This is a genomic window from Spirosoma fluminis, from assembly GCF_054778895.1.
The window spans coordinates 260,984-286,430 of record NZ_BAAGZD010000019.1; the positions used below are offsets into that span (position 1 = coordinate 260,984).

Consider the following 25,447-nt stretch of genomic DNA (forward strand, 5'->3'; position numbering starts at 1 on the left):
AATAAAGGCGGCTATATCGTCAGCGAATCGGTTAGGGGGTGACTAGTTCTTTAGGTGCCAGCTTACTCTTACGAAATCCGTACGAGAAATAGATAACCAGCCCGATTGCTAACCAGACCAGAAAAATGGCCCAGTTCGTGATGCCCAGCTCGGTCATCAAATACAGGTTTGTCAGGATACCCAACACGGGCAGTAGAGAAAAATTACGCTGAAAACCCAGTACCGACAGCACCGCCCAGGTTGTCCAGAACACGAACAGCAGCGGCTTTTCTTCGGCAGCGTGTAGCATTCCGCCCGCGTAGACCGCATAACTGAATACCAGCAGAAACCCGATACCAATCAGGTACTTGCCATTGACGTACGGCACCCGAAACTTCGACTGTTCGGATATTCCTTTCGCATCCAGATAAAGAATGCCCCCGCAAACCAGAATAAAGGCAAAGAACGTACCTACGCTGGTGAGGTCGATAAAGAACTGCATATCCAGAAACAGCGACGGTACTGCCACCAATACGCCCGTGATAATGGTCGCGAACGATGGGGTACGATATTTTGGGTGAATTTGCGAGAACTTAGGCCAGAGTAACCCATCGCGACTCATCGTCATCCAGATGCGCGGCTGACCCAGTTGATACGCCAACAAGGCGCTGGTAATGGCCACAACGGCACTCACCGAAATGATACCAGCCATAAAATTCAGATTCAGTTTCTGGAATACGTAGGCCAGCGGATCGTCGACACCGAGTTCCTTGAAATTGACCATACCCGTCAGCACGAGCGTAATCAAAACGTAGAGAACCGTGCAGATGACCAGACAGTAGATCATGGCGCGGGGCAGATCGCGCTGCGGGTTCCGGCACTCCTCGGCCGTCGTTGAAATGGAGTCGAAACCGATAAACGCAAAAAACACCGATGCTACCCCGCTTAGTACGCCCCCTACCCCGTTCGGTGCAAACGGCGACCAGTTAGCGGGTTTTACGTAGAAAGCGCCAACGGCAATGACAACCCCGATCACCACCAGTTTGAGCACCACCAGCAGGTTACTGGCGTTACGTGATTCTTTAATACCGATATACACCAGGGCCGTAATCAACACCGTGATCATACCGGCGGGTAAATCCAGAATCAGCCGTAGGCCACCCAAATCAGGGGCAACTTCATAGGCGCTGGCCAGTGCCTTTACGTTTTCGGGCAGTGAGGAAGCTCCCACCCCGGCGGCCTGTACCTGCTCGTAGGCCCGATGCGCTGACCCATAATCCGTTGATAGCCAGCCGGGGAATTTAACCCCAAAGCCAGCAAGCATTGACGTGAAGTATTCGGACCAGGAGATGGCGACCACCATGTTCGAAACCGCATATTCCAATATCAGGGCCCAGCCGATCACCCAGGCAAAAATCTCTCCGAACGCTACGTAGGCGTAGGTATAGGCACTACCACTTACCGGAACGGTACTGGCAAACTGGGCGTAGCTAAGGGCGGTAAATACACAGGCAATCGCCGTAAACACGAACAGTAACGACACTGCCGGTCCGCCATTGAAACTAGCCCGGCCAATCGTACTGAAAATTCCAGCGCCAATAATGGCGGCAATGCCCAATGAAGTCAGATCCCGAACGCCCAGCACTTTCATTAGATTCGATGCGTTGTGTTTGTCCGCATCAGTGACCGCCTGCGTCACGGTTTTTCTACGAAATATTGACATGTATAAATGGCGAAAAGCAGTGTCTATTGATGTTAAACCGCTAAAAATAGGGATACTTTCCCATACTTTGTGTGTTACTTTCGCATTCGCAATACGCCAATTAGCGATCGTTACGCGTTACTGATTTACTATCCTTCGTACAGCATGTCTATTCGGGTACAAAACCTGACTAAAGAATACGGGAATCAACGGGCTGTCAATCAGATTTCCCTGACGGTACAGCCGGGCGAAATCGTCGGCTTTCTGGGCCCCAACGGCGCGGGCAAATCGACGACGATGAAAATCGCGACGGGCTATCTGCCGCCCACCGACGGTACGGTTGAGGTCAACGGTTTCGATGTGCGGACGCAGCCAATGGCCGTTCGCCGGAGCGTTGGCTACCTGCCCGAGCACAACCCCCTGTATCTGGACCTGTACGTTAAGGAATACCTGCGATTTGCCGGTTCGTTGCATGATCTACGGGGTACTAACCTCACCCAGCGGATCGCTGCGATGATTGACCTCGTTGGTTTAGAGCGTGAGCAGCACAAACGTATCGGGCAGCTATCCAAAGGCTACCGGCAACGGGTGGGATTGGCCCAGGCGTTACTGCACGATCCGCCGGTGTTGATTCTCGATGAACCCACAACGGGCCTGGACCCGAATCAACTCGCCGAAATCCGGCAGGTAATTCGGGAGGCTGGCCGTAACAAGACCGTTCTGTTCTCTACCCATATCATGCAGGAAGTCGAGGCCATCTGCGACCGGGTGATCATCATCAATCGCGGTCAGATTGTGGCCGACAGTCCGTTGAGCCAGCTACGTAGTACGTCGGCGGAAGAACGCGTGGTGGTGGTGGCTGAATTTGAAAGTGAGCTAATGGCTCCTGAGCTTTTATCAACCGTACCCGGTGTCGAACGGGTTGAATCATTGGGTAATGCTCAGTATCGCATCACGGCGAGCCCGAATACAGACCTACGAGCCGCTATTTTCCGGCTGGCGGCCGACCAACGCCTTACACTGGTGGGCTTACGCCAGCAGGAAAGCTCCCTGGAAGGTATATTTAAAGAGCTGACGAAGTAAATACAGCAAAAACTGGTGAATAGCTAAGGAGCTGCTCGTTGGCCTTCCCTTATCTATTCACCAGTTTTATACTCGGGACCAGAAAATCTACCGCGCCGTCGCCATGAGCGGATACTGGTCGAAGATCGATCGGACGATTCCTTTGAAGTAATTATTCTTGAAGTTCTGATTCCGCATCATCTTGGAGGCATATCCTTTCCAGATAACCTGATACGACTCGGCATCGATCAGCGAGATCATCAGCGTGCCTTCATCCAGATTGTAGTCAATGCGCTTGTAGGTCGCATCATCGTCTTCGCGGACAACCCAATCCTTGATAACTGGCTGCTGATAGCCCCGGAACCGCAGGTCAGACCGGAAGATGTTGTATGAAATGAGCAGATTGGGATTTCGGTTACTTACGCGATACCCCCGCGCTTCCATCTGATGCCGGATGGCATCCTGAATATCGGAGCAGAGCAACGTCGAGTCGACAAACTCGCACTCTAAAAAGTTAAACGATTCGTAATTCTTGAAGTGCCCTTCGTAACTATAATCATGCTCGACAAATAACCGACTGGGCGAGCAGCCAGCCATGGCAATGACCGCTACCGTAAACAGAATTCCAATGCACTTTTTCATACTCCAGTTCGTAAAAGTTTTCAATGAATAACTTATCGTTTAAATGAATAGTAGTGCTAAGCTTCCCGTCGAACTCAAATATAAACGCAAATGTTTGGCAAACAATAGTGTAGCGCCAAATTTTATTACTTATTGAGGCCCCGGTAGAACTCCAGTCCACGGCGCATTTCGGCGGCTGTTACGGGCACATCGAACGCGCAGTTTCCGGCCCCTTCCAGCAACGCCATCCGCACCTGATTTCCCCGGTTTTTTTTATCCTGTAGGGTTAAAGCCAGAATGGGTTCCAGGTCCGAATCGGTTAGTCGTACATTTCCATATACGGAAAACAAATACTCTTCGATTTGTGCCAGCAAGATTTCGTCAATCATCTTTTTATGGTAAGCGATAAACGCTTCGGCAACCATCCCGACGGCAATGGCTTCGCCATGCAGGAGCCGCTTGCGGGGCTGGGTTAAAAAGTAAGTTTCGACTGCGTGACCCAGCGTATGACCGAAATTAAGAATCTTCCGCAGTCCTTTTTCGGTTGGGTCCTGCTCAACTACCCGTTGTTTCACGGCGACCGAGTGGGCAACCAGTTCGCGCCAGTCCTGCTCGTCCAGGTCGCGTCGGCGAATTTCTTCCCACATGGCGGCATCGGCAATCAGGCAATGTTTAATCACCTCAGCAAAGCCCGAGCGGAGTTCGCGTTCGGGAAGCGTTTGCAGGAAAACGGGGTCGATCAGTACGGCGTCTGGATGCCGGAACACGCCGATGTGATTCTTGAACCCTCGAAAATCGATGCCTAATTTACCACCCACGCTGGCGTCGACCTGCGACAGTAACGTTGTCGGTAGTTGCGCGAAGGCGATACCCCGTTTGTACGTAGCGGCACAGAACCCGCCCATATCTCCAATGACCCCCCCACCCAGGTTCAGCACCAACGCATGCCGGTCGAAATTAGCCCGCGTGAGCGCATCCCAGATCAGTTCACAGGTAGCCAGGTGTTTCTGTTCTTCACCGGCTTTGATGCGCACCAGCGTATGCTTGGGCAGCAAGGATTTAAGCTCAGGGTAGCAAAACCGAAGCGTGTGGTTATCGGCAATGACGGCAATAGCCGAAAAATCATGGGTAGCCAGAAAAGTAGGCAGGCTCTCGGCCAGCGGGGCAATGTGAAGGGTAGACATGCAACAAAGTTACGGAACGCGGCCGGTTCACCGATAGTGGATGAAGCGGGTTTGCCCAACTCCGTGCAACAATGTTTATCTGATCAATCGCGATGCCTAAGTTCACGATTGAACCGCTTATCTGTAAATCAATAAATGCTGACAGGTAATATATAGAAGCGGGGAAGTTAGCGTGCGAAAGCCTGCGAAAATGAATTAGCAAACCTCATCACGTCAACCTCCCCGCTTCTGATAACGGGTTTAAGAAACTATTTTCAGCCCTTCGGCGAAAGCCTGCATCTGCGGCATAGTACCGAGGCTGACGCGGCACCAGTATTGTCCGTCGAACTTCCACTGCCGGATGCTTACACCCTGGCTCATCATCTTACTGACGAAATCTTCGCCTTTCATCCGGATCGGGAACAGCACAAAGTTTGTACCCGACGGCAGATACGTATAGCCGTTGGTCTTCAGCGTTTCGTATAGATATTCGCGGGATTCGAGGCCCTTCGACAGCGAGTACTTGATAAACTCTTCATCTTTATAACAGGCTAAGCCCGCCCGCAGCGTAGTCATGGTCAGTCCGCCGGGGCCACCGCCCCACTTGCTGATGGCTGCCAGCGTATCGGGTTGTCCAACCAGATAACCCAGCCGCAACCCCGCCATGCCGTAGATTTTGGAGAAGGTGCGGGCCACCAGGACGTTCTGACCTTTTTTCACGTTTTCCAGTACGGTAAACTTCGCCGGATCACTCGTGTAGTGAATATACGCTTCGTCGACAAACACGGGTTTCTTCGCCGATACGCGATCTACGAACGCCCGCAAAGCCACCGGATCAATCGTTACGCCGGTCGGGTTGTTGGGGTTGTTTACGTACACCAGGCTGGTGTTGTCACCCATGCGTTTTTCCATCTCGGCGAGGTTATGGTCGTAGCTGCCAGCCGTCAGCGGCACTTTCTCCCACTTGGCCCCGTGCTGAACAGCTGCCCGCATGAGCTGTTCGTAGGTCGGATCAGCCGAAATGATTGTGCCCCCCGGTTTCGCGTAGCTGTAGTGCATGGCAGCGGCTACGAGCAGCGAACCGGAGCCGGGAGCTAGCAGAATCTGCTCTTCGGCAACGCCTTCCTGCTCGGCAATCAGTTTGCGCAACTGCGCCCCGTACTGCATCGGGTACAGATACCCGTCCTGCGCAGCTTCCGTAATGGCTTTCAAGGCCTTTGGCGACGGGCCATACGGATTTTCGTTTGCTGATAACCGGGCTTTCAGCATGCCTTTCGGTGGGTCAACCGGAGCCGCTGACGCATCCAGCCAGGGTTCACAGTAGCCAGCCTGCGCAGTGGCCAGACCTAATCCAGATAACACGCTGGCCCGTAGCCAGTCACGACGATTGATAGACATTTCGTTGCTTATTGATTGGTTATTAACACGAATAGACGTAATGAATTGAATAGCCACTAGTTAACGGCCTGCACCCGCGACAGTCGGCTGAATGCCTGCCCTTTGTATTCGCCTGTCCAGGTGAGCAGTACGCTGCTTCCTGCTTGCGGGGACGTAATACCCAGCTCAGCCCAGCTTTTGGAGATACTGGCTTTGCCAGCGCCATCCGTTTTCAGTTCGGCCAGGGCGGTTCCGTCGCGTTTGGTCAGTTTGATCGCCAGCGACGTAACGGGTATGGAGTCGATACCTATTTTGTTATTGAGGATACCACTCTTGTCGAGTTCGTAAATTCGCACGGCCAGCGTAACTGGACCGCTGCTTTTCTGGGAAACGACCGGTTCGGCATTTTGACCACCGCCATCGCCGGTTGCATTGTCAATTACCACTAGAACCGGAGCCGCCACCCGGTCGACGAAGGGGTCGGCTACTTTGGTGCAGCCGGCCAGGCTCGCCAGTACCGCTGCACTGCTGATTAATAGCTTATATCGTTTCATCACTTGCGTTTCGGTTAATGGAACAGGTTACTTTTCAGCCCACCACAGTTTGGTTTTCATGCTATCGTCGCCCCCGTTCAGGGTTACGCCTTTCCGAACGTTAGCGTCGTTGAGCGAATACTCCGAGGTGGGATACTTAATGCGGGTGGGTAGCACACCATCATTCTCGAAAATGGATCGGGGGTCTTTGGCGGGGAATACGGGCAGGCCGGTTCGGCGGTACTCGGTCCAGGCTTCAATCCCCTGTCCGAATAGGGCCAGCCACTTCTGCTCCATAATTTTCTCCTTGGAAGCTTTGCCTACCGTCTTCAGGTAATCATCTGTGACTTTCAGGCCGTACTGATCGAACGAAGCCGCAATGCCTTTTTCGAAATACCCCTGCGCGTCGCTGGTAATGTCGCCATCGAAGGCCGCTTCGGCCAGTGTCAGATTCAATTCCGCGTAAGTCATCAGCACGCTGGGCGTAGTTGGCTGCATGAAATAGGTACCCAGCATCGAACTCGTGCCGAGATACGTGGTCGCAATGGCATCGGGCAACCCATTGGCGTGACCCACATATTTGCCGTCTTTGTTGGGCTGGGCGTAGACCGTTACGCGGGCATCACCCAGTTCATTCAGCTTGTCGATCAACGTCTTGCTCACGTTCCAGTCTGTCCGGCTGCCGAATACCATCACCTCATTCCACTCATTGTTGCTGGGTCGGGTGGCAGTATGCTTAAGCGTCGCATTATCGGCGTTGCTGGTGAAGATGGGATACGTAGCGGCATCGGCCAGAATTTCGGCCAGGATGGCTTTCGACTCCGCCGGTTTTTTTGCAGCCTGTCGATTCGCCAGTCGGATACGTAGTGAATTGGCAAACTTTTTCCACTTCAGAATATCCCCTCCGTACAGAATATCACCCGAAACGGCCGGTCCCGTTACGCTTAGTTTCTCGTTAGCCGTTTTCAGATCCGCCAGCATACCGGCGTACACCTTGTCCATCGTATCGTAAGCCGGGGTGTAAATGGGCGCATCGGCGGTTCCTTTAATGGCTTCTCCATAGGGTACAGCTCCGTATACGTCCGTCAGCAGCGAATACACCCAGGTGCGCATCACCAGACCGATCCCTTCGTAGTTCGGGTTGGGGTACTTGCCACCTGCTGCGGAGAGCGTAATGATCCGCTGGAAATTCACCAGCCCATCGTTGTAAAAGCCTTTCCAGTTGTTGTTGTACAAAGCCACCGATACGCCGTAATTATCGCCCTCATTCGAGTAGATGTTCCGGGTCAGGTACTGCATCCAGAGCATAGCTCCATCGAGGTTTAGTCGCTCGAAGCGGATATTGCTGCCCCAGTAGCGGTCAATGGACGCTTCCAGCGCGTACGGCAGCAGGTACTGCGGTCCTACGGCAGTAGGGTTATTGGGGTCCACATTCATCGTGTCGAATTCCTTTGTGCAGGACCCAACCGTCAGAAGTGTGGCTATAGAGAGAAGAATGATTCGTTTCATACGGAATGCGATAGAATGACGCGTTAGAATCCCAGATTCAGGTTAACACCCAGGCTGCGGCTACTGGGCAACTCGCCGTACGCGAACCCTTGCGAGTTGGCTCCGAACCGGTCGGCTTCGGGGTCGATGTGAGTTGTATTCTTGAACAACATGAGCACGTTACGTCCCACTAGTGAAATCTTTGCCGAGCGGATCTTAACCCGATTCAGCAACGTAGCGGGCAATTGATACCCCAGTGTTACCTCGCGGAGCTTTACATAGCTCGCGTCAAAAATGGCGGCTTCGTGGTACCGGCGGGGGTTGTTATAGCCATAGAGTGCGCTGGCGGGTACAATCGTGGTGTTGGGAACGTAACGGGGCTGCTCGGCACTACCGACGTTAACGACGCCTTTCCCGATAATACCTTCCTCGCGGCCAACGGCGGTTTCAGCATATTGACCTGTCCAGCGGGCCGTACCCGTCCCCTCATCGAACAGGCTCCCACCCGACCGTATGTCGACCAGCGCCGACAGCATAATGCCTTTGAGGCTGAAGGTATTCTGCCAGCCGCCCGTCCAGTTCGGCTGAATGTTGCCCAGCACGCGGGGAGTTGACGACACGACCGGATAGCCGTTGGCCCCGTAGATGACTTGCCCGTCGGGCGCGTGTTCGAACCCGATGCCAAACAACGTACCGTAGGGCTGACCGACACGGGCTTCCGAGTTCAGGCCCTGGCGACTGTAGAGGACGTAGGTAGTCAGCCCCTCGGCCAGTTCAAGCACTTTGTTGCGGTTGCGGGCAAAGTTCAGCGCCGTTTCCCACGTAAAGCCGTTGGGCAGGCGAACCGGCGAGCCAGTCAAAACAATTTCAACCCCGGTGTTCGCGATTTTTCCGGCGTTCAGGATGCGGGAATCGTAGCCGCTGGCTTTCGAGATTTCGACGCCCAGAATCTGGTTCCGCGACACCTGATTGTAATACGTTACGTCAAGCCCAATCCGGCCTTTCAGAAATCGCAGATCCAGCCCCAGCTCAGTACCGGTTGTGATTTCGGGCTTGAGCGTCGAATTGGAAATCTTTTTGTTCTCGAAGAACTCAGGCACGGAGCCGTTCCAGGAGCCGTTCGCCCGGAAGGTTTGCAGCAGCTGATACGGATCGGCATCGTTTCCGACCTGTGCCCAGCTAGCGCGTACCTTGGCAAACGACAATACCCGGCTTTGCAGGTTCAGCAGCTCGCTCAGCACTCCGCTCACCGATACCGACGGATAAAAATACGAGCGTGCTTCGGCGGGTAGTGTACTCGACCAGTCGTTGCGGGCTGTTGCGTTCAGGAACAGCGAATTCCGCCAGCCAAACTCAGCCGACCCGAACAGGCTGTTCACCTGCGACTTCTCGATGGCGCTCTCGGCCGTGTTCTGACTCGGGTTGGCGTTCCCCGCGTTATACACCCCATCGACAACCAACTGACCAACTTTCAGGTAATTCCGCTTGTAATAATTGGTCCGCTGAATGCCCCCCGCCTGAGCGTTGATCGTCAAATCGCTCGTAATCGCTTTGTTGAACGTATACATGAAATCGCTGTTCGTTTCCTGCCGACGTAACACTTCTTCCGAATAGGAACCGGGCGTACTGTTTCCGTTACGTACCCGCTCGAAGTTTAGCACATTGATCCGCGTATCGGTCCAGACATCCGTTCCCGAACGCAGCATCAGGCTCAGAGACGGCAGAATCCTGTAGTTCAGCGCAATGTTGCCAACCAGCCGATCTTTATCGTTCCCATACGGCAGTTTCAACTGGGAGAAATACGGGTTGGTGAAGAAGGTGTGCTGCCAGTTCGGCGGATCGGTGTCGGCGGGTTTACCCGGCAAAGCCCGGTTGATGCTGATGTTCTGATACGCTTCGTAGTCGCGCAACCGGGCCCACGATACGTGCCGGTGCGACCAGATAAACTGCTGCCCTTCGGTATATCCCCGGTTGTCGGAGCCCGACTTGATGTATTCAGTCGACAGACTTACGTTCAGCTTCGGAGTGAAGTTATAGCCGGAGTTAAATTTGAAATTATTCCGGTGAAAATCGTTGTAGTACATGATTCCCTGCTGGTCTAACCGCCCGATACTCAGCCGAAAATTGCCTTTGTCGTTCGCGCCCGAGATCGCAATGTTGTTGGTAAACGTTTTGCCCGTTGCCCAGTATTCGTCGTAGTTGTTAGGTTGTGGAGTCAGCGGGGCCACCCCGGTACCGGTCCACCACTGGCGTACCAGCCGCCCATCCAGGGGAGCGCCCCAGCTTTCGTCGGTCCCTTCGGTGCCACTTAGTGGTGCATTCGGTCCGTAGGCCGCGCGGTACTGGCTCACTTCGAGTGGATCAGTTATGGCTCCGCTCCATCCGTCCGTATACCAGGTTCGGTAGCCGTTGCCTCCGCCGTAGGTATTCTGAAAATTGGGTTTTATCCAGGGCCGCTCGAACGTAGTGTTCGAATTGATTTCGACCCCAATGCCTTTAGTACCTGACCCGTTTTTGGTAGTCACCAGAATAACCCCGTTGGCCGCCCGCGACCCGTACAGCGCAGCCGCATTCGGTCCTTTCAAGACGGTTAGTTCCTGAATATTATCGGGATTAATTTCCGATAAGCCCGAGCCGAACTGCTTATCGAACGTCTGCTGAATGGGCACGCCATCAATGACCACCAGCGGCTGGTTGTTACCCGATACCGACGACGCCCCCCGAATCTGCACCGTTGAGCCACTGCCTGGCCCACCATTGCTGCTGATGCGCAGTCCGGCCACTTTACCCGACAAGCCGTTCACTACGTTCGTGGCGCGGGCTTCGGTTAGCTGCTGCCCTTTGATCTCCTGCACGCCGTAGCCCAGCGATTTTACTTCTTTTTTGACCCCAAATGCGGTTACAACCACTTCCGAAAGCGCCCGCACATCGGGCCGGAGTGTAAAATCGAGTACGCCCCGACTGCCTACGTTAACTTCTTCGGTGGTGAACCCAATTGAGCTAAACGTCACAACGGCTCCGTCGCCGGGCACACTGAGCGTATACTTTCCTTTTGCGTCGGTGGTTGTTCCCAGGGTTGTCCCCTTCAGAACTACGTTCACCCCCGGCAAAGGGCCCTCTTCGGCCGAAACGACCGTACCGGTCAGCAGCCGGTTTTGTGCCTGAGCCGCCAGCCCTACACAACACCAGACGAACGCATAAATCAGTAGCCTTTTTCGCATGATACGTTAGATTAGGTTATGACAAATACGTTGCTCCCGGTTGCCGGAACAGTGCCGAATACTGGCCGCCCGATCCGAACCGCCCGAACGAACCGGGCGCAACGCAACTGCCCTCGCAGGCTTTATGGCCTACGGGTGAACTACAGAAATAAATGCAGACAAAGAAGACGTACTCTGATTGCTCCGGCGGATAAACTCCAGCCAGGCAATCGATTCAGGGTGGGTTACCAACCGGGTGTCGCCTATAGGGCGCTGACCAGCTATGAACCCATTCTTCAGGCCGTTGATGATGGATAACGGTGCTGAAGAGCGACTACCTACTCCACAAGTGCGGCCAGTGAGCAGGTAGATTATGAAGTTTGTTCTGTTGTACTATTTTAGTGAATCAAATATAAGTAGTTTTATCAAATGCCAAATACTATTTTGAAGAATTTCCATTGAACATTCTAAAAATTTTACTTAACTATAAATAATCAAAATATAATACTATTCGATGCGTAAATTAAATCTTGATTAAGTACAAACGAAAATTGTTTCTATAGTTCAGGTCGATTAGTTGCTTCTTTACTCGTTTCGGGGCAATTTTGAATTTATTTTCGTCTACTTTTTAACTAAACCACTCCTCTGCTTATGCAATTAGTTTTACGAAGTATGTTTCTGGTGCTGTTCAGTCTGGCAATGCACCTGGCAACATACGCTCAGAATCGCACAATCACGGGTAAAGTCATCGCTGTAGAAGACAATGTCGCCATTCCGGGAGCCAGTGTAGTGGTTCGGGGTACCACCCGCGGTACCACTACCGATGCAAACGGGAACTTCCGCATCCAGGCCGATAAAGGTCAGGTCTTGCGGGTTAGCTTCATCGGCACCACCACGCAGGACGTAACGATCGGCAACGCCGACGTCATAAACGTGTCCCTGAAGCAGGAAGCCAACGCCCTGAACGAAGTGGTCGTAACGGCACTCGGTATCAAGCGGGAAAAACGTCAGCTTGGCTATGCCGTAACCGAAGTAGGCGGGCAGGAGCTAGCCCAGACCCAGCGCGACAATTTCCTGAATGCCCTGCAGGGCCGCGTACCAGGCGTACAGGTGGCGACCACCAGCGGTCTGCCGGGTTCGTCGTCGCAGGTCGTTATCCGGGGGATCAACTCCATCAGCGGTAACAACCAGCCCCTGTTCGTCATCGACGGAATGCCCATCAGCAACCGCACGGCGGAGAGCAATAACTTTGTGGCCTCGAAAAACTCCAGTACGTCGTTTGAAAACCGGACGGTTGATTTCAGCAACCGCGCTGCCGACCTGAACCCGAACGATATTGAAAGCATCACCGTCCTGAAAGGTCCCGAAGCCGCTGCGCTCTACGGCGTTGAAGCCGCTAATGGTGCCATTTTAATCACGACCAAGAAAGGACGTAACGGGCAGGGCCGCGTGAGCTATACCAACAGCTTTACCTGGCAGCAGATTACCCAGAACCGCCTGCCGCAGGTACAGCAGGTGTATTCGCAGGGAACGAACGGTACCGCGCAGAACAACACATTCAACTACTTCGGACCGGCGTACCCCGAAGGCACGCAGTTCTACGACAACGTCAACAACTTCCTGCAAACGGGTTTCGGTCAGCGGCACAACCTGTCGTTCGACGGCGGAACGGATCGCTACACCTACCGGCTGTCGGCGGGGTACACCAGCACGAAGGGCGTTATTCCGACCACGCAGTACGACCGGCTGAACCTGACGCTGGCCGGAACGGCGAAGATCAGCGACAAACTGACGGCTGAATCGACTATCCAGTACATCAACACCGCGAATACGAAAGTGTCGAAGGGCCAGAACAGCTTTCTGCTGGGTATGCTGCAGTGGCCGGCGAACAACGACATGAGCAACTACCTGAACGTAGACGGGACGCGCCGACGCATTACGGGCAGCGCTGAAATCGAGAACCCGTATTTCGACGTAAACAAAAATCAGCTCACCGACCGGGGCGACCGGGCCATCACGAACATCGGCCTCAACTACGCAGCGACCGACTGGCTGACGTTCAACGGCCGGGTGGGTCTGGACGTGTACTCGACCCAATACCTGATTAAGTACCATCCCGAATCGAACCGGGCGGGCGGCACCATCGGCGGCTCGCTGGACCAGTCGACGGATAACAATCGGACGCTGACCGTGCAGTATTTTGCTACGGCGAAAAAGCAGTTCAACAAACTAAGCACCTCGTTCCGGGTTGGGCAGGCCATCTACGATTACCGCTACAACGCCCTCTCAACGCGCGGTGAGAAGTTCCTCGACCCGAATTTCACGAGCATCAACAACACCGACCCGCTCACCCAGAAATCGCTGTCGGCTCTCCAGCAACGGCGGCTCATCGGCGTGTTTGGCGACCTGACACTGGGCTATAACGACCTCTTCTTCCTGACCGTAACCGGCCGCAATGACTGGTCGAGTACGTTCCCGAAAGAAAGCCGCTCGTTCTTCTACCCCTCGGCTTCGGCCAGCTTTGTCTTCACTGAACTGGTACCCGAAGGCCGTTTCCGCAACGCACTGAGTTACGGTAAATTCCGGATTTCGGCGGCTCAGGTCGGGAAAGAAGCACCCGTTTATGCTACGTCGCAGGCCTACGAAAGCCAGACAACTACGGGCGGTGGTTTCAGCTACGGCTTTACGGCTCCCAATCCGTTCCTGGTGCCGGAAAAAGTAAACTCGTTTGAAACGGGTATCGAACTGAAGTTCTTCAACGGCCGGCTGGGCCTCGACGCGGCTTATTACTGCACCAAGAGTACGAACCAGATCATTAAAGACCTGCGCATCAGCTACGGCACCGGGTTTATCCTGAAAACCATCAACACGGGCGATCTCTGGAACGATGGGGTTGAGATTTCGCTGAACGCCGAGCCGGTTCGGAGCGGTAACTTCAACTGGAACACCACCCTGAATTTTACCAAAACAAACAGCCGACTCCTGAGCCTGCCTGTGGGTCTGACCGAATTCTACAACTCGGATACGTGGGTGTATCGGAACATCCGCAACGGCGTTCGCGTGGGTGGGCCGCTGACATCGCTCACTGGCGATACCTACGTGCGTAATAACCAGGGCCAGATTCTGATTAACCCCCTGACGGGCCTGCCATATATCGAAACCGCCTGGAAACAGGTCGCCAACCGGAATCCGGATTTCGTGCTGGGTTTCCTGAATACGTTCACCATCAAGAACAACCTGTCGCTGAGCTTCCTGCTGGACATCCGCAAAGGTGGCGACGTATACAACGCGACGGAAGAATTCATGTTCCGCCAGGGGCTGAGCAAAAACACCCTCGACCGGACAACGCCCCGTGTGATCAACGGTGTGCTGAAAGACGGGCTGGAAAATACGGCTACGCCAACCAAAAACACGGTTCAGCTTATTCCGTATTACAACAGCGAATACTACACCGCCTTTGCGGATGAGGACTTCATTGAGCGGAATATAAACTGGATGCGCGTGAAAGACGTAACGCTGCGGTATAACCTGCCCGCTTCCCTGCTGAACCGGTCGCGGGCGTTCAAGACCGCCAGCGTGTTCTTTACCGGCACCGATCTGCTGCTGCTGACGAACTACACGGGTGGCGACCCCGGCGTAAACGCGAGCAACTCCGTAACGGGCGGCTCGGGCGGTTTTGGTATCGACTTTGGCAACCTGCCCCTGCCCCGAACCTACAACGTCGGGTTGACGATTGGACTTTAATACAGTAAACAACGTTGGCCGGGGTACCCGGTACCGTGGCAAAAAGCGAACTCTTAAAATGAATTATAAAAAACTTTCCGGCCTGGTGTTGACCGGGCTCGCCCTGACGCTGAGCAGTTGCGACAAGTATTTAGACATCAACAAAAACCCGAATAACCCCGATCAGGTAGAAGCCGCCCTGCTGCTGGCGCCCATTGAGGTGAACTACGCGCTGGGTGTTCAGTTCGACGCCCGCGTGATTGGCCGTTACGTACAGAACTGGCAGTCGTACCTGGCCAACGATGTGTGGGATTTGCACGGTTACGCCAGCGCATCTGACGTTGGGGGCGAAATCTGGCGGGATGTCTACTGGAAAGGCGGACGCAACCTCGTTAATCTTATCAATGATGCTCGCGCGAACGAAAAATGGGATTATCTCGGCGTTGGCTTAATTATGAAAGCCTGGGGATGGCAGATGCTGACGGACATTCACGGCGAGATTATCCTCAATCAGGCATTTGATCTGGACCCGCAGAAAAACCAGTTCGATTACGACACGCAGGAAGCTGCCTACGCCGAAGTAGTCCGGCTGCTGAATGAGGCCATTCCGTACCTGAACCGCACCGATGGCAAAGTATCGCAGGCGCAGCTATCGCGGGGTGACATCATGTACAAGGGCGACCGGGCCAAATGGAAGAAGTTTGCCTACGGCCTACTGGCGATGAACGCACACCATCTGTCGAAAAAGGCGTCGTATGATCCCAACAAGGTAATCGCTTATGTCGACAGCTCGTTCGCCAGCAATGCCGATGACGCCCTGATGCCGTTCAACGGAAACAGCACCGCCGATGCCAGCTTCTTTGGCCCCACGCGGCAGAACCTCCAGGTGTTTGGCCAGTCGGATTTTATCCTACGCTTAATGGACGGCCGAGTATTTAATGGGGTAAAAGATCCACGTACCTCTCTCATGCTGACGCCAAGCGGTGACGGTACGTACCGGGGCCTGGCACCAGGTACCGGCCAATCGACGGCCGCCAGTATTCCCGAAGCGGCCCGGGTGCTGAGCCCCTGGGGTACGCCACTGAACAGCGTTCCGGCAGCGGGCACAACGGGTAAGTACGTCTTTACCGACAAAGGGCCGTTCCCGATGATGACCTACGCCCAGTTGCAGTTCATCAAAGCCGAAGCCGCCTTCATCAAGGGCGATAAGGCTACGGCGCTGGCGGCTTACCGCAAAGGTATCGAGGCCCACATGACTTTCACCGGCGTACCGGCCGCTGACCGCGCTACGTATCTGGCTAATCCGGTGGTTGTTCCGGCCGATGCGGCTGCGCTGACGCTGAACCAGATCATGCTGCAAAAATACATTGCGCAGTGGGGCTGGGGTTTCCTGGAGCAGTGGTCCGACCTGCGCCGGTACAACTACAGCAGCGACGTATTTACGAGCTTCCAGCTGCCGCAGACGTTTTCCAGCAACAACAACGGCAAACCGGCTCAGCGGCTGCGCCCCCGCTACAACTCGGAATATGTCTGGAACATCGACGCCCTGAACAAGATCGGCGGTCTGGCCCTCGATTACAACACGAAACCGGTCTGGTTTACGCAGCCCTAATCACGAACTCATTCTTACCATGACATACCGACATTTTTCAGTTTTTCTGCTGGTTATGGCCAGCCTGCTTGGCTGGTCGTGCGAGCGCAATACCTTGACCGTTCCCTCCACACCAGTGCCCGCGGGAGCGCGGATCAAGCTCGTTCATGCCGCACCCGACGCGCCGGGGGTGAACCTGTTTATCAATAACGAGAAAATCAGCGCGGCCATCCCGACCGGAGCCATCAGCACCAGCGCGGGCACCGGCACCCCGGCTCCCATTACGTTTGGCAGTACGTTTCCGGGCGTATCGGCCAACTATGCCATCGTTACGTCGGGTCAGGTATCTGTTTCGCTGACAGCACCCGCTACCACGACAGCCACCAGCCCCACGACGGTGTACGCCCAGTCGCTGACCCTGGACGACAACAAGTATTATTCGCTGTTGCTGATGGGTACCGGACCGCAGCCGGAAGTGCAGTTGCTGAACGACGATTTCAGCAGCGCTACCGACCCCAACAAGTTCTACGTCCGGTTCGTTAACCTGATTCCCGGTGCCACCGCCTACGATTTACTGTTGTCGGATGGGACAAAACTGGTCTCGAACGTTACGTATAAAACGGTGTCACCGTTTGTGGGTGTTGACATCAAAAACAACGCATCGTTCCTGTTCCGGGTAGCGGGCGCGACAGCCAACGTAACAACCGCCCTTACCTATACCGGCACCACCTCGGGTCGGGTGCTGACGGTCTTTGCGCAGGGAGTAGTCGGCAAAACCGGCACGCAGGCCCCTAAGCTGACGGCCTACGTAAACCGGTAATGCGTACTACTTTTTCCGAATAAAAGTCCCTCGGTGAATAAATCGCCGAGGGACTTTTTGTACGTGGCGCACCATTTCAGCCAACTAACACTCGTTCAAGGTAGCTACTGCGGACTCCCTGCACTTTCTTCCCCAGACGTACCTCTATTGAACCTCGCTCTCCTCAAAGGTGAGGGGTAATTAAACGCAATACGTACCTCAAACCGGTATAATACTGAATTTGACTTGCGATTGCGTCTCTACACACTGATGTGCCCCGGTGATCGTCGAGGTTTATAAAGCTACAACTGACGAACAGCCCGGTCAGCCCACCCAGCAGGAACAGCGTGTAAAAACGAACCCGTTCATTGTACGAGGTTTGAAAGATAGTTGTCCAGAACGAAGACACCCTTTATTTAGAATTGACGATCTGAGCGGCTTTAAGAGCTGTTTTCTGCAACCCAAACCCCAGCTCCAGAAAATCAGCATTGCTTTCGTCGGGTGTGCTGCCTATTTTGAAAAACGTGGCGACCACCAGCGTCGTTGTCTTCGTATCCGGATTGTAGCGCAGGTTCGACAGGTAACTCAAATGAGCACCGTCATGACCGTAGCCCAGCCCCTCAGTATAGGTCAACCCAAGTCCGTACACGCCGTGCAATGCGTCGGCTACCTCCATCTGTTTCATCTGCGCTACCGTTTGGGCAGTAAGTCCCGCCCGACCCGTTAACAGCAATTCCATCCAGCGGGTGACATCAGCGGGGGTCGATACAAGGCTGCCTTCACTGACGTGGGTCGACATGTTGTCTTCCGACGTATTGATCGGACTCTGGCCCGGTACGTACAGATACGACTCTACAGAAGGGTCTTTCATGCGCGTTTCGGCTCCCTGCCACACGTTATACGTATCGGTTAGGCGTAAGGGCTCCAGAAATCGGGTTCTGATAAAATCACTGTAGGTCATGCCCGAGGCCTGTTCAATGATTTTGCCCAGCAGATTATAGCCTGTATTGGAGTAGCCAAACGTAGTACCCGGCGTAAAATTCGATAATCCGTTTTGAGCCACCACGCCAATCAGTTCGTCGAAGGTGAAGGTATGCGTATCCTGCTTGAGGTCTTCGCGGACATAATCAACGTAGCGTTTGCCAGCGTAGGGTTGCTTTCCGGTCGAAGGAATGTCCTGATTGGTAACGTCGAACACGCCCGCCCGGTGCTGAAGCAGTTGTTTGATGGTAATCTGACTTTTATATGGAATAGCATAAGCCGGAGAATTCGGCAGGTGGGTCGAAATAAAGTCAGTAATGGCCAGTTTACCCTCCTGCTGAAGAAGCATAATGGCGGCTGCAGTAAAGGTTTTGGAAATACTGGCAATCCGGAAGTGGGTAGTTGGCTGAACCGGCGATTCTAGGTTGCTGGATACCAGGTACGAACCCCCGGGGCTGTTGACCATCAGAAAAAATCCGCCTTTGTTTGGCTGGAGCGGCCATTTCTGCCCCAGGCTATGATAAAGGCTATCGGTGAGTTGCTGAAGCTGCGCCTGGGCGTTAGTTGGAGCCAGATGATCCGCTATAAAACAGGACTGAAGCGTGGAACCGACCAGGACGAGAATGGCAACCAGCGCAGAATATAACGGACGTTTCATAATAATATGATTTAATAAAAAGACGAAAAACCGCTCCCGAATAAGCCTCAGAAAGCGATTCAGGCGGCTTCACTATTACCCTTACTGAATTGGAGTCGCCGAAATTTTTACTAAAAAGCAGGTACAGCCCTCCTTCGAACGGATCGAAAATGGCCTGGATTTATAAGAATTGGCCTTTGAATGATGCGTAGCTCAGCCTGAACGGTCAGGCTGAGCTACGAGTTAACTAGCAGATTCCGCAAGCTTTTTTATCCTTACGCCACTAGTTGCAAGTAAGGTATCTACCCCCTCTTCGAAGAATACGCTGGGATTATATTCTGGATACGACTCTTATTCATCGATTGACGCGGTTAAATATTCCTCTGAATTACAACTGGTTATAAATCTATGACGATTAGTTACATATACTACACAAATACTTTTTAATTTTAGTAAAACTTGCGCCAACTTACTTTCGTACGTATACAACCTACTACTACATGCTCGGAATTTGGCCCGGTTTGGCAACCAGGCCTTCGCGATTCCGATCTTAGTAGCTACTCCTGGTTATGCATTGATGAAAACGGTCTTGTTAACGGGTGCCAATGGTTTTCTAGGTGGGCATCTGTGTCGTCAGTTGCTTAGTCGGGGTTATGCCGTGCGTGCGTTTGTTCGGCCAAAGAGCGACCTACGGGCTTTGGCCGGCTTACCTTTAGATATTTGGCTGGGCGATCTCCGCGATACAGACCATGTACGGGCGGCAACCTACGGCTGCGATCTGGTGGTCCACGCGGGGGCCTTAGCGCAGGTGAACCCAGCTCGGTCTAAAGACGTAGTAGCGGTTAATATTGGTGGTACGGCCGCTGTCCTGGCCGCGGCTATCGAAGCCGGTGTAGAACGGTTTGTCTTTGTGGGAACGGCCAACGTATTTGGTTTTGGAACAAAAGAGTGTCCGGGCAATGAGCAGCGCCCATATATGGGCAACCGGTACGGTCTGGATTATATGGATAGCAAACGAGCGGCTACCGATTTGGTATTGCAAGCGGTTCGAGATTATCAACTGCCCGCCGTTCTGGTGCATCCTACGTTCATGCTGGGACCTCTTGATTACAAAATCACCTCCAACGCGCTGCTGCTGGCGCTGTGTCGGCGACAAATCAAGGGCATTCCCGCTGGCGGCAAGAACTACGTACATGTGGCCGACGTAGCAACGGCTACCGTCAATGCGCTGACCATGGGACGTATTGGTGAGTCGTATATTCTGGGTAATGCGAATCTGAGCTACCGCGAAGCGTTTGCCCTGATGGCGGAGGTTACTCACACTCGTCCGCCCACCCTTTCCATTCCTCCGGTTTTGACATCGGCAGTCGGCCAACTACTGGACTGGAAAACCAAGTTAATTGGCCAACCCGCCCAACTTAATTCAGCAATGGTAGCCGTAGCGAACGACGGCCATTATTTCAGCGTCAGTAAAGCTGTCAGTGAACTCAATTTACCGCAAACGCCCATTCGGGTCGCTGTTCAGGAAGCGTTTACCTGGTTTCAGCAGCACGATCTTTTAAGGTAGCCTGGGCGGTTATGCTAAACGTCTGTTTTTTTTGTAGATTACGTCTATACACCGCTTAGTCAATTAAAGCGTTTTGCCTTGTTTGTGTTATCAGCTTCCAACTGCTTTGCTACAAATTCCCTGGTAGATGGTTGCTTTGAGGGTAGTTACGTAACTACATATAGTTGGTTTTCAGCAAGATATAATTCCGTGAAGCTGCGCCCTTTACAATGTTGGGCGGGATGCTGTTCTGGCTACGCGCTCCCTTTCCTGTTCTGGCACGGCTTGCAGTAGCGTAGTGGGTCGGCTTGGTGCTGGCGCTAGTTGTGGACACGGCAGAAACAAGCCCGTGGGGTGCTAGGCAAAGTCGGCACGAGCGTCCTGTTCGATGGCGACAAACACGCCGGGCGGTAAGGAAAGGGCGACAATTCGGACTTGGTGGGCATATATACTTTAAAGCAATCAGATGAATAGAGCATGGACCTATCAGAACGAATTGATAAATTGTTAAATGATACCGCCAATGAAGACTACTGGCTTCTTACCTTGGAAGACCCCGACAATCAATATCCCGTTTTACAACGGGCCGCAGCTTACGGTCTGATTATTATCAATGAGCATACATACGAACTTACCCAAAAGGGACACGAAGCCTTAAGGGCGGGAGGCTTTGAAAAGTGGCTAAAGCTGATCGAACACCAGAATAAACCAAACCAAAATATTCACGTCGGCGGCCCCGTAATTGGTTCGCAGATTGGTCATGGCTCCTCTTTGCGAGATTTGAACAGCCAATCCCCCGCAATAAACGCAGCTCCACAACAAGCCCAGCCAAGAGAAAACCCTATCAAAAAATCAGACCATTCCATTTGGGACAAGATTAAGTATGTTTCGGTAATTGTTGGGGGTGTGAGTGCTTTAATTGTGGGGTTAGCGAAAGTATTTGGGTGGTGGTGATATTCGACTCACTACCATTAAGTACATCGCCAATTACACGCTCGTAGATTGCATAGTTCTGACTCTCGTTCATAGGCGGCATAGCCTGAATCTGTTTCATCATTTGCCGTTCCTGTTTCGTTGGCGGCTTTTTCGTTCGTTTACGGGGGTCATTCGGGCGACTTTCGGCAGTTTCCATTGTCGTGAATTTTTGGTTTCTTGTGAGTCATTCAGGCACGGTCAGCAGTGGGCTTGGTCGTGCTCTTTGCGAAGGCACCCAACAACTGAAGTGTGTCAAGGCTCGCTACGCTCACCAGACAGCACTTCACGGCGTTGGGTGAACTCAACAGCCAATAACGTAGTGGTCGGCTTGCGTGCGACAGGCTGCGCGTCCCAACGGGGTAGCTTTTTGGCTCTTGGGTCGGCTTCGGTCGACACGAGAAACGCCCCACTTAGTCAGCTTTTAAAAAGTGGATTTTTGACGTAGCGTTCGACAGAGGTGAACGCCGACTCTAATTACCATTTATCCGACAAAGAATGAATAATAAACTTGATGAATGGATAACTGAAATTCAAGCAACCACTGATCCAGAGAAAGCCTATATTAACTTTTTCATGTATGGTGGAGGAACTGATGAATCAGCAATTAGAGCAAACAAGGATGGACTTCTTCTTTTCGCTCAGCGCCTTATCAAAGCGGCTAATGAAATGGACAAGGTTGCAGAAGGGCAGACTGTCCCAATTAGCGATGATTATGCGGAGTGGATTGACTCAGGAAGTGAAATTGGATTTCATTATGTTCAAAAAGTAAGTGGTTATATTAACACTGACGACCAAGAAACTTGGAAGGATAGAATTGAAAAGTATTTCATTTTTGCCATGTTTGTTGGCGCTATAGGCATTTTCGTTTTGGGACTATGGACACTTGTTAATTTTTTTCGATAGCCTTTTCAATCATTATAGGCAGCTTCCCGTTGACAGGAAGCACGTCCCGCAGGCGAGTTTGCAGCCCAACATGATGAGTGTGTAAAGGTTTAGGTATGTTCGTTTCAGTGAGTGACTCGCCCACCATCAACACTCATGGTCGTTGGGTGGCCCGTCCATGCGTGGCTTCCATTTCGGGGTTCCGTGTGACAGGTTGCACGTCTCGCGGGGCAAGTTTAGTGCTTCAAAATCCAGCTTTCGGGCGACAATTTGAACGCCCCGCATGGGCTAGTTTGGGCTTCCATTTCGGCGTTTCGGTCGACACGAGAAACGCCCCGGCTAGGTTAGTTGGACAAAGATTGTTTAGTATGTCCATCCCTTAAATTTTCTTAAGCAGGCAACCCCAAACAGGAATTTGGCATTATGAGAGTAAACAAGCTCAAACGATGAATAAGATTTGCGTCTGGTTAGTCCTATTAGTCAATCTGTCGGTAAGCGCACAAAGTAGGTTGTCAACTGCACAACCAGTCAAGGTAGGTTTTCGGACAATAAAAGCGTATGACACTACCCGGAGTTTTGACACAACCCACACGGACAGCCTACGCTTTCGCCCCGTTAAGATTGATCTATTTTACCCGGCAATAGTACAGCATAATCAAAAACCACTGCCTTACGGTTTCTTTTTCAATCTTTATGGCTTGCGGGTGAATTTTAAATCTTCGGCTGATTCCTGCCGAAAAGAAGGGTATGAGTTAGCAAAATACTGGAGTTATGGGGCTGGGCTTGATTCTGTATCTTATCTTTTAGAAGCGACCACCAATAGTTATGAATTGGCACCACAATTAACGGGACGATTTCCGCTCGTTTTATACTGTCCGGGTTATAATGGTATGAGTTATGAAAACATTGCTTTACTCGAACAGTTGGCCGCATCGGGGTATTTGGTTGCCTCAGTTAGTTCAGTAGGAAAGTTTCCGGGGGTTATGACAATGGATTCAACTGATATTATTGAGCAAGTACAGGATGCCCGCTTTGCTCGTCAATACCTACAAAACGTATTCTCTACTATTCCTGAAAAAGTGGCGGTTGTTGGCTACAGTTGGGGAGGACTGGCCGCCAGTATTGTAGCCATGAGGGAACCAGATATTCGGGCCGTTATTTCCTTAGATGGTTCAGAAAATTATATATACGGAACCGATAAAGCTGACGACGAACATTTCAACTTGATTAGGCAAGCTGATTATTTTACGCCCAGTAAGCTGTACGCTCCGTACTTATACATTAGTAGCGGACGTGAAGGTACAGAGGAGCCGGAAGACTCAGTTTTTGTCATGGCAGCAGGGATAACGGCTCCGATTAAACAATACGTCCGTTTGTTGGCTACAGCTCATGAAGATTTCTCGTATGTGCCTTATTTAGCTACGCAATTAAAAAAAGACAGGGCCATTGCTCTAACTGCCTATCCATTAATAAAACGCTTAGTAACTAACTGGTTAGGCGAATTTATTCAATCAAAACCTTCTTTTAACGATAGTTTACAGCGATTGTTGGTACAACAGTCTACTTTGCTTACTTTGTCCCGCCCTGAAAGAAGACCCCTGAACCGCCTTCCGCCTTTCACCTTATCCGGCAACCTTACCGATACAATAGGTAAGCCGCTTTCTTACGCCAACATTGGTATAGTACGAGGCAGTCAGGGTACAGTTAGCCGTGAAAATGGCTCTTTCTATTGGCAGACCCAAGGAGCTACCCAAACCGACACCGTTCGGTTTTCGTTAGTCGGCTATCAATCTCAGGACTGGCCGGTTCTTAAATTAATACAAATGGCAAAGACTGGTCCATTGACTATAAAATTAAGCCACCAAATACGAACCTTGTCAGACGTGATTGTAAAGGCTAACCGGCCTATCAGAAAGATATTAGGCAATTCTACCGAATCAAAGTTTTTAAATGCCGGTTTTGACGGGGGGCAGTTAGGCACTCAGATAGGAATTCGTGTTAGTGCTCGTAAAAATCCAACGTACATCGAGAAGGTTGATTTCCATATTTCCTACAATCGGTACGACAGTTTAACTGTTCGCTTAAATATCTACCAAATAGAAAAAAATACACCAGTAAACAACTTGATGAATAGGCCCGCTATTATCAAGCTCGGTAAACAAACTGGTCGAATTACTTTTGATTTGACTGACCAGCCAATAGAGATTAATGGTGATGTATTAGTAGCCGTTGAATTGCTGGATGGAAAGGGAGGGTCAGATCGAGGGCTTTATCTATCAGCGGGTGTACTGAATGGCTCTACTTATTATAGGCGTTCCAGTCAAGGCAACTGGCGACAAGGTAAAGGAATGGGTGTAGGGATGCGAGTAGCAGTACAGTACTGATGAGTGGTGCCAGACATTTACGAAAATGCTCGTGTGCCGTGTCGCGGGCGACAGGCAACTTTTTGGCTCGTTAGTCAGGTTGCGGTCGACATCAGAATCGCCGGAGTCAGTTAATGCCTTAACAATAAAGACCGCTAAGGGAATACTGATCTTTATTTCTTTTGGTTTAGATTCAATCAGTTGAGCAATTTCGATAAGTGAAATGGCACTGATGTAGCGGACATTGTTTCCACTCAGAATTTTGGTGATTCTTGGGTCGTTATTTTCTGGTTTTATATAAGCATTGAGAAAAATATGGGTGTCCAGAATATAGGCTTTCATTGCTTCAAATCCTCATCAAATAAGGTATCCGACATGAAGGCTAAATGCCGCCCCGTGCCGAGTTTCACTTTAGGACGCCCATCAGGTTTTGTAATGGGTACCGTATTTTTAATAGGCTTTGGCTTCGATTTAGTTTCTGCCTTCATGTAAAGAGCGGTTTGTCAGCTAAAATTACAATAAAAAAGGGATAAATCAGTGTAGTCACTGGGAATAGGCGAAAATGTATGTAGCTCACTAACAGCAAGTTATAGGCACCTCCTGAAAAACTTGACGAATTCAACACGAAGCAGGCCTTTTATAATTCCTGCACGTTCATGACAAAACACACCCCAGACAAAACTCTACACAGCCAGATTATAAGGAGGCCTGCTTTCCGCTCTAAGTGGGCTTAAACATTACGTTGTTCTGGATTATCCAGCAAGCCTATTTTGCATAAGCAGGTTAACAATTCTCATAGGGTCGGTATTTTAATCTTGCTAACTC

18 protein-coding genes are annotated in these 25,447 nt (G+C 51.9%); 9 read left to right on the forward strand and 9 right to left on the reverse strand.

Going from position 1 to position 25,447, the window contains the following annotated elements:
• Positions 1–31: 31 nt before the first annotated feature.
• A complete protein-coding gene (locus tag ACYVBJ_RS20085; protein WP_460984092.1) occupies positions 32–1,702 on the reverse strand; it encodes an amino acid permease in 1,671 nt (556 codons plus the stop codon).
• Between the two features lie 144 nt (positions 1,703–1,846).
• Here ACYVBJ_RS20085 and gldA point away from each other — a divergent pair, with 144 nt between their 5' ends.
• Positions 1,847–2,764 carry a gliding motility-associated ABC transporter ATP-binding subunit GldA gene (gene gldA, locus ACYVBJ_RS20090; RefSeq protein ID WP_460984093.1) on the forward strand — a complete coding sequence of 306 codons (918 nt, stop codon included), beginning with the start codon at positions 1,847–1,849 and terminating at the stop codon, positions 2,762–2,764.
• 87 nt (positions 2,765–2,851) lie between these two features.
• On the opposite strand, the gene ACYVBJ_RS20095 is transcribed toward gldA, so the two are convergent.
• The 6 genes from ACYVBJ_RS20095 to ACYVBJ_RS20120 form a co-directional block, all read right to left on the reverse strand.
• Positions 2,852–3,385 carry a DUF4136 domain-containing protein gene (locus ACYVBJ_RS20095; protein ID WP_460984094.1) on the reverse strand — a complete coding sequence of 178 codons (534 nt, stop codon included), beginning with the start codon at positions 3,383–3,385 and terminating at the stop codon, positions 2,852–2,854.
• A 125-nt stretch (positions 3,386–3,510) separates the two neighbouring features.
• Positions 3,511–4,548 (reverse strand): 3-dehydroquinate synthase, encoded by a 1,038-nt coding sequence (aroB, locus tag ACYVBJ_RS20100; protein WP_460984095.1) that lies wholly within the window; start codon positions 4,546–4,548, stop codon positions 3,511–3,513.
• Positions 4,549–4,788: 240 nt separating this feature from the next.
• Positions 4,789–5,925 (reverse strand): pyridoxal phosphate-dependent aminotransferase, encoded by a 1,137-nt coding sequence (locus tag ACYVBJ_RS20105; RefSeq protein WP_460984096.1) that lies wholly within the window; start codon positions 5,923–5,925, stop codon positions 4,789–4,791.
• A 56-nt stretch (positions 5,926–5,981) separates the two neighbouring features.
• The gene (locus ACYVBJ_RS20110; RefSeq protein WP_460984097.1) at positions 5,982–6,458 is read right to left on the reverse strand and encodes a putative periplasmic lipoprotein; all 477 of its coding nucleotides are present in this window, start codon (positions 6,456–6,458) and stop codon (positions 5,982–5,984) included.
• Positions 6,459–6,485: 27 nt separating this feature from the next.
• Positions 6,486–7,946 carry a SusD/RagB family nutrient-binding outer membrane lipoprotein gene (locus ACYVBJ_RS20115; protein WP_460984098.1) on the reverse strand — a complete coding sequence of 487 codons (1,461 nt, stop codon included), beginning with the start codon at positions 7,944–7,946 and terminating at the stop codon, positions 6,486–6,488.
• A gap of 23 nt (positions 7,947–7,969) precedes the next feature.
• Positions 7,970–11,146 carry a SusC/RagA family TonB-linked outer membrane protein gene (locus ACYVBJ_RS20120; RefSeq protein ID WP_460984099.1) on the reverse strand — a complete coding sequence of 1,059 codons (3,177 nt, stop codon included), beginning with the start codon at positions 11,144–11,146 and terminating at the stop codon, positions 7,970–7,972.
• An 18-nt stretch (positions 11,147–11,164) separates the two neighbouring features.
• Here ACYVBJ_RS20120 and ACYVBJ_RS20125 point away from each other — a divergent pair, with 18 nt between their 5' ends.
• From ACYVBJ_RS20125 to ACYVBJ_RS20140, 4 genes are all read left to right on the forward strand, one after another.
• Positions 11,165–11,443 carry a hypothetical protein gene (locus tag ACYVBJ_RS20125; protein WP_460984100.1) on the forward strand — a complete coding sequence of 93 codons (279 nt, stop codon included), beginning with the start codon at positions 11,165–11,167 and terminating at the stop codon, positions 11,441–11,443.
• 333 nt (positions 11,444–11,776) lie between these two features.
• Positions 11,777–14,869, forward strand: coding sequence for a SusC/RagA family TonB-linked outer membrane protein (locus tag ACYVBJ_RS20130; RefSeq protein ID WP_460984101.1), 3,093 nt, complete (start codon positions 11,777–11,779; stop codon positions 14,867–14,869).
• 58 nt (positions 14,870–14,927) lie between these two features.
• Entirely contained in the window at positions 14,928–16,460 is a 1,533-nt protein-coding gene (locus ACYVBJ_RS20135; protein ID WP_460984102.1) for a SusD/RagB family nutrient-binding outer membrane lipoprotein, read from the forward strand.
• 19 nt (positions 16,461–16,479) lie between these two features.
• Positions 16,480–17,259: a DUF4397 domain-containing protein gene (locus tag ACYVBJ_RS20140; RefSeq protein ID WP_460984103.1), complete on the forward strand. Its 780-nt coding sequence runs from the start codon at positions 16,480–16,482 to the stop codon at positions 17,257–17,259.
• Between the two features lie 391 nt (positions 17,260–17,650).
• Here ACYVBJ_RS20140 and ACYVBJ_RS20145 read toward each other — a convergent pair whose 3' ends face one another.
• Entirely contained in the window at positions 17,651–18,877 is a 1,227-nt protein-coding gene (locus ACYVBJ_RS20145) for a serine hydrolase domain-containing protein (protein ID WP_460984104.1), read from the reverse strand.
• A gap of 556 nt (positions 18,878–19,433) precedes the next feature.
• On the opposite strand from ACYVBJ_RS20145, the gene ACYVBJ_RS20150 reads away from it, so the two are divergent.
• From ACYVBJ_RS20150 to ACYVBJ_RS20165, 4 genes are all read left to right on the forward strand, one after another.
• Positions 19,434–20,423 carry an NAD-dependent epimerase/dehydratase family protein gene (locus tag ACYVBJ_RS20150; RefSeq protein WP_460984105.1) on the forward strand — a complete coding sequence of 330 codons (990 nt, stop codon included), beginning with the start codon at positions 19,434–19,436 and terminating at the stop codon, positions 20,421–20,423.
• Positions 20,424–20,879: 456 nt separating this feature from the next.
• Positions 20,880–21,356 carry a hypothetical protein gene (locus ACYVBJ_RS20155; RefSeq protein WP_460975207.1) on the forward strand — a complete coding sequence of 159 codons (477 nt, stop codon included), beginning with the start codon at positions 20,880–20,882 and terminating at the stop codon, positions 21,354–21,356.
• Positions 21,357–21,872: 516 nt separating this feature from the next.
• The gene (locus ACYVBJ_RS20160; protein WP_460984106.1) at positions 21,873–22,280 is read left to right on the forward strand and encodes a hypothetical protein; all 408 of its coding nucleotides are present in this window, start codon (positions 21,873–21,875) and stop codon (positions 22,278–22,280) included.
• A gap of 425 nt (positions 22,281–22,705) precedes the next feature.
• Positions 22,706–24,643 (forward strand): alpha/beta fold hydrolase, encoded by a 1,938-nt coding sequence (locus tag ACYVBJ_RS20165; protein ID WP_460984107.1) that lies wholly within the window; start codon positions 22,706–22,708, stop codon positions 24,641–24,643.
• Between the two features lie 317 nt (positions 24,644–24,960).
• Here the strand turns inward: ACYVBJ_RS20165 and ACYVBJ_RS20170 are convergent, their stop codons facing one another.
• Positions 24,961–25,110: a hypothetical protein gene (locus tag ACYVBJ_RS20170; RefSeq protein ID WP_460984108.1), complete on the reverse strand. Its 150-nt coding sequence runs from the start codon at positions 25,108–25,110 to the stop codon at positions 24,961–24,963.
• Positions 25,111–25,447: the final 337 nt, after the last annotated feature.

Coding starts and splice junctions, on each gene's coding strand:
- ACYVBJ_RS20085 (WP_460984092.1), bottom strand. CDS start 1,702: ATGTCAATATTTCGTAGAAAAACCGTGACGCAGGCGGTCACTGATGCG.
- gldA (WP_460984093.1), top strand. CDS start 1,847: ATGTCTATTCGGGTACAAAACCTGACTAAAGAATACGGGAATCAACGG.
- ACYVBJ_RS20095 (WP_460984094.1), bottom strand. CDS start 3,385: ATGAAAAAGTGCATTGGAATTCTGTTTACGGTAGCGGTCATTGCCATG.
- aroB (WP_460984095.1), bottom strand. CDS start 4,548: ATGTCTACCCTTCACATTGCCCCGCTGGCCGAGAGCCTGCCTACTTTT.
- ACYVBJ_RS20105 (WP_460984096.1), bottom strand. CDS start 5,925: ATGTCTATCAATCGTCGTGACTGGCTACGGGCCAGCGTGTTATCTGGA.
- ACYVBJ_RS20110 (WP_460984097.1), bottom strand. CDS start 6,458: ATGAAACGATATAAGCTATTAATCAGCAGTGCAGCGGTACTGGCGAGC.
- ACYVBJ_RS20115 (WP_460984098.1), bottom strand. CDS start 7,946: ATGAAACGAATCATTCTTCTCTCTATAGCCACACTTCTGACGGTTGGG.
- ACYVBJ_RS20120 (WP_460984099.1), bottom strand. CDS start 11,146: ATGCGAAAAAGGCTACTGATTTATGCGTTCGTCTGGTGTTGTGTAGGG.
- ACYVBJ_RS20125 (WP_460984100.1), top strand. CDS start 11,165: ATGACAAATACGTTGCTCCCGGTTGCCGGAACAGTGCCGAATACTGGC.
- ACYVBJ_RS20130 (WP_460984101.1), top strand. CDS start 11,777: ATGCAATTAGTTTTACGAAGTATGTTTCTGGTGCTGTTCAGTCTGGCA.
- ACYVBJ_RS20135 (WP_460984102.1), top strand. CDS start 14,928: ATGAATTATAAAAAACTTTCCGGCCTGGTGTTGACCGGGCTCGCCCTG.
- ACYVBJ_RS20140 (WP_460984103.1), top strand. CDS start 16,480: ATGACATACCGACATTTTTCAGTTTTTCTGCTGGTTATGGCCAGCCTG.
- ACYVBJ_RS20145 (WP_460984104.1), bottom strand. CDS start 18,877: ATGAAACGTCCGTTATATTCTGCGCTGGTTGCCATTCTCGTCCTGGTC.
- ACYVBJ_RS20150 (WP_460984105.1), top strand. CDS start 19,434: ATGAAAACGGTCTTGTTAACGGGTGCCAATGGTTTTCTAGGTGGGCAT.
- ACYVBJ_RS20155 (WP_460975207.1), top strand. CDS start 20,880: ATGGACCTATCAGAACGAATTGATAAATTGTTAAATGATACCGCCAAT.
- ACYVBJ_RS20160 (WP_460984106.1), top strand. CDS start 21,873: ATGAATAATAAACTTGATGAATGGATAACTGAAATTCAAGCAACCACT.
- ACYVBJ_RS20165 (WP_460984107.1), top strand. CDS start 22,706: ATGAATAAGATTTGCGTCTGGTTAGTCCTATTAGTCAATCTGTCGGTA.
- ACYVBJ_RS20170 (WP_460984108.1), bottom strand. CDS start 25,110: ATGAAGGCAGAAACTAAATCGAAGCCAAAGCCTATTAAAAATACGGTA.